Consider the following 12,097-nt stretch of genomic DNA (forward strand, 5'->3'; position numbering starts at 1 on the left):
AAAACACAAAGTGTATTAGTGGCGCAAACACAAACATAAAAAAAGAAAGATAAAAGGAGACATATATTATGGCTATTACAAAAGAACAAATTATTGAAGCATTAGAAGAAATGAAGTTAGCTGAATTAAACGATTTAGTTAGAGCAATCGAAGAACACTTCGGAGTAGTTGCAGCAGCAGCAGTTGCAGCACCTGCAGCAGGAGCAGCAGACGCTACACCTTCAGAAGTTTCAGTATTATTAACATCAGCAGGATCACAAAAAGTTCAAGTTATTAAAGTTGTTAAAGAATTAACAGGTTTAGGATTAATGGATGCTAAAAAATTAGTTGATGGAGAAATGCCAGTAACTGTTAAAGCAAACGTTAAAATTGAAGACGCTGAAGCAATGAAAGCTCAATTAATTGAAGCTGGAGCATCAGTAGATTTGAAATAATTTTAAAATACTTAAAAATAATTAACAGACATAAGTCTGTTTTTTGTTTTTTATATCATTTAAATAGTTGCCCAAAAAAGTAAATTTTAAAATTTACTGTGGAAAACTTATTTTAATAGTGTTAAAATCTAATAAATTGAGTGTAGTTTAGTTAGTTAAGAGCTTCTACTATTCTCTTAGTCTTATTTTAATAAAGATGAAGGGGAAGGTTTTGTGATAGGTTTAGATTATTTTTTAGACGACAAATCACTAAACAAGATACTAAAAGATTTAGATAACGGGATATATTACTCATCCATACCAAAGACATATAAAGAAAAGATTCGATTCAATTTGAGTGAACAAATTGAAGGTGATCGTTACCTTTATAATTATTTGAATGCTTACAACATTAAAAAGATGGATTCGGCAAGTAGCGAAATGAGAGTATATGACTTATCTAGTCTTTTAATTCTTGATGGTGGTTTTGAAAATTATACTCCTAAAGAAGTTAGGAAAACGGTAGTTGAAATGATATCTGGTCGACGACCAGTGAGCAAAGACGAAAAATTAATTTGAAACGTTGTAGAAGCATACAACTTGATTCAACAAGATAAGTTTGAAATTAATGATGATAACTATGAACTTTTTATTCACGTAATTTTTAGAAATATTGGACTAGATTTAGATAATAAGCGCAATTATTATCGTAACTCTTTGAAGGACAAAACATTTTTGAAACAGACGGTCAAGATTGAAAAAATTGACGAAGAATTGCAAGCTTTATTTGATTATATATATGCACTGCGTAAAACACCATTAGCAGGATTTACTCAAGCTTATTTGATTATTATTTCAGTGATGATGATTAGTCCTTATAAGAAACACAATTTGATCATTGCTGTATTGTTGTCGCAATGATATATGCATCAAGCAAATGGACAGTTGCAATTGATCTTTCCAGGATATGCAATTGGGAATAAAATTTCAGAATTAATAAAAACAATTGATGAAAGTTTTAGTAATCGTATGAATATTTCAGAACCATTAAAATTATTAAAAAAATTTGCTAAACGCGAAATTAATGTGACTTATCGTTTACATATGTTGAATAAATGAATTGCTGAAGAACCAATTAAACGCCAAAAATTGGTTAGTGATAATGAAACATTGATGGTATTATTAACAATTTTAAGTATTCGTGATAAAGAAGTTAGTTTTAGTCGAATTAAACAAGATTTGATGATTGGAACTTATGAGGTCCTCAATAAAGAGCAACTTCAAAAAAGCCTTACTAAGTTGGAGAACAATCAACTATTAGTTAAAAAAGGAACAGCATCTGCTAAATATTTATTGAATGACGATGATTTGTATAAAATTAAGCGTCTATTAAAAGATTAGCAATTGATTTAGGCATAAAAAATAATTATAATTATTATTATGCGCTTTATAGTAGAACTCGAAAGGAAATATAAAATGACATATAAAATTAAAACAGTAAACCGTGGTGTTGAAAGACGTGATTATACTAAGGTTTCAGGAGATTTACCATTACCAAACTTGATTGAAATTCAAACAGATACATTCAAGTGATTTAAAGAAAAAGGAATTCAAGAAGTATTTGAAGAGTTCTTTCCAATTCTGTCTACAGATGAGACAGCTATTTTGACTTTAGAAAATTGAGAATTTAGAGAACCGAGAATTACAATTGCAAGAGCAAAAGAGGAATCAAAAATCTTTGAAGCTCCAATTTATGCTAATTTAAAGTTATCAGTAAATACAAAAGAAGAAATTTCTAAAGAATTCGATGAAATTATTGAAAAAGATGTTAAAAAAGTTGTAACAAACTGATTAAAAGACAAAGTTGAAAGTAAGTCAGTGACTTTTAAAAAAGATGCTGGAGATTCTTTCTTCTTTGAAGTAAAAATTAAAAATTCTGATAAACCAGACATGGTTCAAATTGATATTGTTGAAAACAAAGAAGATATGATTTTGGCAAACGTTTCAATTTATAAATCAGGAGAAGTTTTCCTAGGAGAATTCCCATTGATGACAGATTCAGGAACATTTATTATTAATGGTTCACAAAAAGTAATCGTTTCTCAATTAGTAAGATCACCAGGGTCATACTTTAAAAAAGAATTAAACCGTAAAAACGGGGAAACAATTTATTATGCAGATATTATTCCTTCACGTGGAACATGATTAGAATTTGAAACAGAAACTAAAAAATCTGTTGATAATAAAGCAACAAGCGCATTTTATGTAAAAATCGATAAATCAAGAAAAACTACTGCAACATCTTTATTGACTACTTTAGGTCTTAAAAAAGATGCTGTGTTAGATATTTTTGACAACGAAGAATTAATTGCAAGTACATACGAACAAGATAACTTAACAGGTGATTGAGACACTGATTGAGATAATCAAGTTCAAGAAATTTATAAAAAAATTCGTCAAGGTGAAACAGCAACTGCTGAGGGAGCTTCTAAGTTCATTTACGGAATGCTATTTGAAAAACGTAAATACGATTTAACAAAAGCTGGAAGATTCAAATTACAACAAAAATTAGCAATTAAAAACAGACTTTTAGGTCGTGTTTTAGCTGAAGATATTGTTGATACAAAAGGAAACGTTTTAGTAGCAATGGGAACAGAAGTTACTAAAGCAAACTTTAGAACTGTAGCTGATGCTTTAGATGCTGGAGCAATGATTTCAAAAATTGATTATGCTCCTGGGATTGCTGGATCAAGAGAAATTCAAAAAGTTAAAGTTTTTAAAGATAATGATACAAGACAAGAAACTGTGACTTTAGTAGGAATTACTAAAAAAGCAAGTGATGAATTTATTAACGTTCCTGATATTTTGGCAACAATTTCATATGCAATTACATTAAAAGACAACATTGGGGAAGTTGATGATATTGACCACTTAGGAAACCGTCGTGTTCGTACAGTTGGGGAATTATTACAAAACCAATTCAGAATGGGTATGAGCCGTATTGAAAAAAATGTTAAAGAAAAATTGGCAACTTCTGATTTATACAAAATTAGAACATCAACAATTATTAATAAAAAACCTTTAACTGCGATTATTGGAGAGTTCTTCAACTTATCACAACTATCACAATTTATGGATCAAATTAACCCATTATCAGAATTAACAAATAAACGTAGATTAACAGCATTAGGTCCCGGAGGTCTTTCAAGAGATAGAGCCGGACTTGAAGTTCGTGACGTTCACCCCTCACATTATGGAAGAATTTGTCCGATTGAAACACCAGAAGGACCAAATATTGGTTTAATTAACAACTTATCAACATATGCAAAAGTTAATGAGTATGGATTTATTACAACTCCTTACCGTAAAGTTGTGGATGGGGTAATCCAAAACAATATTGTAGAATACTTAACAGCAGATGAAGAAAGAAACTTTATTATTGCTCAATCAAATGTTCAACAAGATGAAACAGGAAAAATTTTAGATGAAGTTGTAGTTTCACGTTATAAAGGTGATGACTACATGGCAAGATTAGAAGAATTAGATTACATTGACGTTTCACCAAAACAAATCGTTTCAGTGGCAACAAGTGCGATTCCATTCTTGGAAAACGATGATGCCAACCGTGCCTTGATGGGAGCAAACATGCAACGTCAAGCAGTACCGTTAATTAATCCTGAATCACCAATTGTTGGAACAGGGATTGAATTTGAAGCTGCTCGTGACTCAGGTTCTGCTGTAGTAGCAACTGAATCAGGAATTGTTAAGTATGTTGATTCAAAAATTATTACTGTTGAAGCAAAAACTGGAATTAAAACATACACACTTTCAGATTGAGAAAGATCAAACAATGGGTCTGCTTTAGTACATTTCCCAATTGTTAAAGCCGGAGATAAAGTTAAAAAAGGTGAAATTATTGCCGATGGACCATCAATGGAAAAAGGAGAACTAGCAATTGGGCAAAACGTTGTGGTTGCGTTCTCAACTTATAATGGATACAACTTCGAGGATGCGATTATCATGTCTGAAAGAGTTGTTATGGAAGATCGTTTTACTTCAGTTCACGTGGATGAATACACAATTGAAGTGCGTAATACAAAACAAGGTGAAGAAGAAGTAACTAGAGAAATTCCAAATATCTCAGAACAAGCTAAAAAATTCTTAGACTTAGATGGAATTGTTGCTATTGGAACTGAAGTAAAAGTAGGAGATATCCTAGTTGGAAAAGTTACACCAAAAGGACAAGCACAATTATCACCAGAAGATAAATTGTTACATGCTATCTTTGGAGAAAAATCTCGTAATGTTAAAGATAACTCATTAAAAGTACCAAATGGTGGAGAAGGAATTGTTCAAGCAATTAAACGTTTCAAAGCAAAATCACCGTTAAACCCAGATGGAATTGAATTACCAGCAGATGTAATGGAAGTTATTAAAGTTTACATCGTGCAAAAACGTAAAATTCAAGAAGGGGATAAAATGTCTGGACGACACGGAAATAAAGGAATTATTTCACGTATCTTACCAATTGAAGACATGCCTCACTTAGAAGATGGAACACCAGTTGATATTATGTTGAACCCACAAGGGGTACCTTCACGTATGAACATTGGACAAATCTTGGAAATTCACTTGGGAATGGCTGCTAAAAAATTAGGAGCAAAAATTGCAACTCCAGTATTTGAAGGATTAAACGAAACTGAACTAGATGAAATTATGGCAGAAGCTGGAATGGATAACTACGGAAAAGTTAAATTAATCGATGGTCAAACTGGTGAAGCAATTGATAAACCAATTGCTGTTGGGGTTATGTACATGTTGAAACTATCACACATGGTAGATGATAAATTACATGCTCGTAACGTAGGACCATACTCATTAATTACTCAACAACCATTGGGAGGAAAAGCCCAAAATGGGGGACAACGTTTCGGAGAAATGGAAGTTTGAGCGTTAGAAGCTTATGGAGCTGCACATACATTGAGAGAAATCTTAACAATTAAATCAGATGACATTAAAGGTCGTACAAAAACTTATGAATCAATCGTTAGATCAAAACATATTCCTGAACCAGGAATTCCTGAATCATTTAACGTTCTTACAAAAGAAATTATGGGATTAGGATTTGATATGTACATGATCGATGACAAAGGAAATAAATTGGCAATCAACGCTTATGATGATGCTGAGGACTTTGATGTTGAAGGATACGATGATGAAATCAGTTATGTATCAGCTGAAAAATTAACATTAGATAACGATATCTTAATTGAAAACTTAGATAGCTTTGAAGAAGTTGACGAAGAAGAAATTAACCAAGATTTCGTATCAGAAGAAGAATAAGGATGGGATTAGAAAATGGAATTTAACAAAAAAAATAAATCAATTAAAATTGAATTAGCAAGTCCAGAAACTATCCGTTCATGATCACACGGGGAAGTTAAAAAACCTGAAACAATTAACTACAAAACATTAAAAGCAGAACGTGAAGGTCTATTTGATGAAAAAATCTTTGGACCAACAAAAAACTTTGAATGTGCTTGTGGTAAATACAAAAAAGCTAACCCAATGAATAAGGGAAAAATTTGTGAAAAATGTGGTGTTGAACTAACTGAATCAATTGTTAGACGTGAAAGAATGGGGCATATTGAGTTAGAAGAACCAGTTACTCATATCTGAATGCTAAAGGTTGCGCCATCAAGAATTGCGGCGTTACTAGACTTAAAAACTAAAGAATTAGAAGAAGTTGTTTACTTCGTTTCACATATTGTTTTAGAAGCTGGAAATTCAAAATACTTCAAAGTTAAAGAAGTTTTGGATTTAGGTAATACTAAAGCTACAAAAACTCGTGAAAAATTAGGACTAGCTTTACAAGAAGTTATGGAAATTATTAACGATGAATCATTAAGAGATCACCGTAAAGTAGTTCGTTTACTTGAAGAGTTAGCAAACCCAAACATTCCTTTCTCAATTGATGAAGCAACTGCATTAATCGCTAAATATACAGAAGCTAAATTTGGAATTGGAGCAGAAGCTGTTGAGTACTTATTAAAAGCAATCGATATGCCAACAGAAATTGCAATTTTAAAACAAGAACTTAAAGATAAAAAAGTTCCTGCTGATCAAACAAGAATTATGAAACGTTTAGAAGTTTTAGAAGCTTTAAAACGTTCAAATCAAAAACCTGAATGAATGGTATTACATACAATTCCTGTTATTCCACCAGATATCCGTCCAATTATTCAATTAGATGGAGGACGTTTCACAACATCTGAAATTAACGACTTATACCGTCGTATTATCATTAGAAATGAACGTTTAAGAAAAGTTAAAGAAATGGGAGCACCATCAATTATTGTTAACAACGAAAAACGTATGTTACAAGAAGCTGTTGATGCGTTAATGGATAATGAACGTAAACCTCGTCCAATTCAAGGAAAAGATAAACGACCATTAAAATCATTGACTTCTGTTCTTAAAGGGAAACAAGGGCGTTTCCGTCAAAACTTATTAGGTAAACGTGTTGATTACTCAGGGCGTTCAGTTATTGCGATTGGTCCAGATTTAAAAATGTACCAAGCAGGATTACCAAGAGAAATGGCAATTATTCTGTTTAAACCATTTGTAATTCAATGATTACAAGAACATGATTTTGCAGAAAACGTAAAAGTTGCTGAAAAAATGATTCAGCAAAACGATCCAAAAGTTTGAGAAGCTCTAGAAAAAGTTATCAAAGATCGTCCAGTTTTATTAAACCGTGCGCCAACACTTCACCGTTTAGGGATTCAAGCATTTGAACCCAAATTGGTTAAGGGAAAAGCAATTCGTTTACACCCATTAGTTACTACAGCGTTTAACGCCGATTTCGATGGGGACCAAATGGCAGTCCACGTTCCAATTACTAAAGAAGCAATTGGAGAAGCACGTGCATTAATGTTAGGTTCAAACGCAATTCTAGGACCAAAAGACGGAAAAGCGATTGTTACTCCAGGACAAGATATTATTCTTGGAAACTATTATGTAACAACTGAAGAAAAAGACGCAAAAGGTCAAGGAATGATGTTTGCAACAATTGGAGAAGCAATTAGAGCATATGAAACAGAAAGTATCAGTTTAAATGCGTTAGTGGGAATTGCGGTTTCAGCATTACCAGTTGAAAAATTCACTGATGCACAACGTCAAGGATATTTATTAACTACAGTTGGTAAAATTTTATTTAATAAAATCTTTAACAATGAATTCCCATGAATTAACTCACCAAAAATTAATTCAGCTAAAGAAGCAGTTAACGACTTTATTTTTGACTTCAACATCGATATTAATGAAGTAATCGCTAAAACTGAAATTCAACAACCAATTAAGAAAAAAGAATTATCATTAATTATTGAAAAATACTTTAATGAATATGGATCAAGAAAAACTGCAGAAATGCTAGATAACATGAAAGATTTAGGATTCTTATTCTCAACAAAATCTGGAACTACAATTTCAGCTGGAGACGTTGTTGCCTTTACTCACAAGTATGATGAGTTTGAAGCAGCAGATAAAAAAGTTGCTCAAATTACTGATTTCTACCAAATGGGAATGTTGACTGCAAATGAGAAAAAACGTCGTGTAATCGAAGTTTGATCTGCAGTTAAAGATAACATTCAAAAAGAATTAGAAAAAGTTTTACGTCAAGATGTTAAAAACCCAGTTTTCGTAATGGCGGATTCTGGAGCTCGTGGTAACGTATCGAACTTTACTCAACTTGTAGGGATGCGTGGATTGATGAACGATACTAAAGGGGATATTAAAGAAATTCCAATTAAGTCATCATTCCGTGAAGGTCTAACAGTTTCTGAGTACTTCGTTTCAACTCACGGGGCTCGTAAAGGGATGGCTGATATTGCCTTAAAAACTGCCGATTCAGGATACTTAACTCGTCGTTTAGTTGACGTTTCACAAGAAATTGTTGTTAATAACGAAGATTGTGAACCAAACAAAGGATACCCAGTATCAGCGATTGTTGATACAAAACACGATAACATTATTGTTCCGTTAAAAGATCGTTTAAATGGTCGTTTCAGCTTTGCTGATATTGAGGACGAAAAAGGAAACGTTATCGTTCCGGCAAATACATTAATTACTGCGGACTTAGCAAATGCTGTAACAGCTGCGGGAATTAAAACAGTTTTAATTCGTTCAGTATTAACTTGTGATAATAAAAAAGGTGTTTGTCAAAGATGTTACGGACGTAACTTGGCAACTGGTCAATTAGTTAAAATTGGAGAACCAGTTGGAGTTGTTGCAGCTCAATCAATTGGGGAACCAGGAACACAACTTACAATGCGTAACTTCCATACCGGAGGGGTTGCGGGGAATGCCGATATTACTCAAGGATTACCACGTATTAAAGAGTTACTTGACGTTACAACACCAAAAGGTTCAGTCGCAATTATTTCTGAAATCGCTGGAGTTGTTACTCAAGTTGAAGATAATGAAGGAATTTACACAATTACTGTAAGCGGAGCTAACGAAGATGTTAGAAAATACCGCACTCATTTCAATGCTGTTTTAAGAGTTGAAGAAGGATCTACTGTAAGAAGTGGTCAAAAATTAACTGAAGGAGCAATTGATTTACATCAATTACTAGAATTCTCTGGAATTGAAGATGTTCAAAATTATATTTTAAAAGAAGTTCAAAAAGTTTATCGTTTACAAGGAATTGAAATTTCAGATAAATATATCGAAATCATTGTTAAACAAATGTTGAACAAAGTTAAAGTTATGGATTGTGGAGACTCTGAACTATTGCCTGGAGAAATTATTACTATCCAAGCATATAGAGAAGCAATTGCCAATGCAATTATGAATGGAAAACAACCTCCATTAGCAAAAGCACAAATTTTTGGTATCAAAAAAGCACCATTAGAATCAGAATCATGATTATCATCTGCATCATTCCAAGATACAGCTCGTGTATTAACAAAAGCAATTATTCATGGAAAAGAAGATAAACTTGAAGGTCTGAAAGAAAACATTATGCTAGGTAACCTAATTCCTGCGGGAACTGGATTAACTGGAGCTGATGAAGTTATGGCTATTGGTGAAAACTACCATAAGAATGAATATTAGTAGAAAATAGACATTAGTCTATTTTTTTATTGCAATAAAATCAACAATTTTATATAATTCCTTTAATGTGTAAAACACAGAGAGAAAGGAAAATATGCAAAACTGACATATTCATTTTTTAGCAGAAATTGTTGGCAGTGGTTTATTAACGCTACTTGGTGGAGCGATAATGTGTAATATTTTTTTAAAAGGAACTAATGGTTATAAAGAACGCGGATTAGCGCTAACTATTAGTTTAGGTTGAGCAGCTGCAGTAGTTGTAGCTGTGACAGTAGCATTATTGATCAGCGCGGGAGTTAATGGGGGAGCTCATATTAACTTTGCGATCACTTTAATGTACATTGTAGGAGGCTGAAAAACTTACGTCGGATCTTATGGTTTAATTCCGGTATACTTTTTTGGTCAAATAATTGGATTTGTTATAGGCCAAATGTTGGTTTATGCGCTTTACTGAGTAAATATGAAAATGACTATCGAAGAAGGATTAGGAGTTAATCTTTTAGTAGTTCATTGTTCAATTCCACGAGTAAAGCAAAAACGTGTAACTATGGTAAATGAATATTTATCGATGGCAATATTTTTAGTGGGATTCGCCTTTATGGTTGGTACTTTAGGTAATCAGCTAATTATTGCTAAGGGAACTTCATTTGTATTCTTATTTATTTTAGTAACAGCAATTTGCTTAGCATTTAGTGGAACAACAGCTGGAGGAATCAATCCTACTAAGGATTTAACTTTAAGAGTTCTATATCAGTTAATGCCGTTCAAAAACAAAGTTAAGGCTCAATGAGAGTTTGCATGAATTCCGGTGGTCTTTCCATTATTAGCAGGAACGACTCTTGGAATAATCATTCGTTTTTTTGGTAATTAGTTTTTCAAGAACATAAAAGTTTCAAAAGCACCCAAAAAGGGTGTTTTTTTATTAAAAAATAATAAAAAATAGCAAAAATTAAGTAATTGGGATATGGTTTGCTAAACTTATAATATGAATAAAAAAGTTACCTTTAACGTCAATTTTAAAAAATCTACAAGTATGAAAACTTTTCTTGCGATCGTTGTTTGCTTGTCAATCGTGCTATTTATTATTAGCAGTTTTTTTGATATTCAAATTATGGAATTTTTTGTTGATTGATTCAAATTTACAACTTTAAAGATTATTTCAATAGTAAGTTATAAAATAGGGAATTTTATCATTGCAGGGCTATTAGCACCAACATTTATTGCTATTATAGGATTAGTGATTTTGGATAAATATCAACAACATAAAATCATTAGTAAGCTTCATAAAAGTCGGAAAAGTTTAATAATTGCTGGATTTATTGGATATTTAATAGTTTTTTCAACAATTATTTTAACAATTGCAGTTATTCAAATCATTGATTATTATCGAGCAATGAGCCTTTCTAATACCAGCTCAACAGTAGATGTAAAATTTTTAGCTTCCACTTTAGTAACAGGAATTATTGATATTGCTTTAATTTTAATAATTGTGATAATAAATTGTTTAATTTTAGGATTGTTTTTAGCTCCTCGAATTTCAAATAATCAAATTATTCAAAGTCGATATATTAAGCCAATTGTTGTCATAATAGTTTACATTTTCCTTACATATTTAGTAGTAATGATTTTAAAGCATGCATTTGGAAGACCATTTTACATGAATGTTGGATGAACTAAAGAAAATGCCATCGCTCAAGGATTAAACCCTGATTTATCAATTGAAAGCTACTACGAAAAACAAGGTTGAGAGTTTAACTCCAAGGGAGTTGAAAATTTTAGTAATGCCGAATATTATGAATGATGACAGCCAAACAATGTACTTAAGAATTGAATTAATTGATTTACTTGACCAGAAAAAGTTTGAATTGATTATGGAGATCATTACTGAGATATGGATTTTCCATCAGGACATATTTTTTCTTATACTGCACTTTTTTCAAGTACTTATATTTTATATTTTTCAAATAGTTATCAACGCACTAAAAAATTTAGTGCTGCTCAAAAAAGCTATTTTGTAATTATGGGACTCCTAGTTTGCATTTGTGCTATTGGATTAATGGTTCAGATGTTTCACTGACCCACAGACATCTGATTTTCACTTGCAGTTTCACCAATAGCATTTTGAGGTTCAATTTCTTTGTATAATTGAAAGAGTTTAAAAACAAAAAAACGAATCATTAAGTAAAATGATTCGTTTTTTATTTTTTATAGTAGTCCTTGTAGTCCATGTTCTAAAGAAAAAACATTTTCATATCCATGTTGCTGAAAATTACGGGCAGTTAGTCCTGAGCGATTTCCATAGTTGCAAACGATAATTAGCTTAACATCATTTTCAGGAAAATAAGTTTCACGATTAGTAATGATTTTGGGATAAGGAATATTTAATGAAGGCTCATATTTTCCATAAGACTTCAATTCGTAAGGGTCTCTAACATCAATTACTTGTCAACCGCGTTCAATTAACTGATAAAATTTGTTGTTATCTATGTGGTAATTCATAAATTCTCCTTAATTGTTTTTATTCTATTTATAATTAGTATAGCAAAATACAAAAAAACGCCAGATAT

7 protein-coding genes are annotated in these 12,097 nt (G+C 31.9%); 6 read left to right on the top strand and 1 reads right to left on the bottom strand.

Annotated elements, in window-relative coordinates:
* Positions 1-68 precede the first annotated feature (68 nt).
* The 6 genes from rplL (at position 69) to L872_RS0103965 (ending at position 11,715) form a co-directional block, all read left to right on the top strand.
* Entirely contained in the window at positions 69-434 is a 366-nt protein-coding gene (rplL, locus tag L872_RS0103940) for a 50S ribosomal protein L7/L12 (RefSeq protein ID WP_027063537.1), read from the top strand.
* 333 nt (positions 435-767) lie between these two features.
* The gene (locus tag L872_RS0103945) at positions 768-1,814 is read left to right on the top strand and encodes a hypothetical protein (protein WP_156923112.1); all 1,047 of its coding nucleotides are present in this window, start codon (positions 768-770) and stop codon (positions 1,812-1,814) included.
* A 75-nt stretch (positions 1,815-1,889) separates the two neighbouring features.
* On the top strand, positions 1,890-5,756 hold the full coding sequence (rpoB, locus tag L872_RS0103950; RefSeq protein WP_027063539.1) for a DNA-directed RNA polymerase subunit beta: 3,867 nt from the start codon (positions 1,890-1,892) through the stop codon (positions 5,754-5,756).
* Between the two features lie 15 nt (positions 5,757-5,771).
* Positions 5,772-9,530, top strand: a complete 3,759-nt coding sequence (rpoC, locus tag L872_RS0103955; RefSeq protein WP_027063540.1) for a DNA-directed RNA polymerase subunit beta' — start codon at positions 5,772-5,774, stop codon at positions 9,528-9,530.
* Between the two features lie 94 nt (positions 9,531-9,624).
* A complete protein-coding gene (locus L872_RS0103960; protein ID WP_027063541.1) occupies positions 9,625-10,401 on the top strand; it encodes an MIP/aquaporin family protein in 777 nt (258 codons plus the stop codon).
* A gap of 114 nt (positions 10,402-10,515) precedes the next feature.
* Positions 10,516-11,715: a phosphatase PAP2 family protein gene (locus L872_RS0103965; RefSeq protein WP_027063542.1), complete on the top strand. Its 1,200-nt coding sequence runs from the start codon at positions 10,516-10,518 to the stop codon at positions 11,713-11,715.
* Positions 11,716-11,735: 20 nt separating this feature from the next.
* Here the strand turns inward: L872_RS0103965 and L872_RS0103970 are convergent, their stop codons facing one another.
* On the bottom strand, positions 11,736-12,029 hold the full coding sequence (locus L872_RS0103970; RefSeq protein WP_027063543.1) for a rhodanese-like domain-containing protein: 294 nt from the start codon (positions 12,027-12,029) through the stop codon (positions 11,736-11,738).
* Positions 12,030-12,097: the final 68 nt, after the last annotated feature.

This window comes from Mesoplasma seiffertii ATCC 49495 (assembly GCF_000518725.1).
Classification (GTDB): domain Bacteria; phylum Bacillota_I; class Bacilli_A; order Mycoplasmatales; family Mycoplasmataceae; genus Tullyiplasma; species Tullyiplasma seiffertii.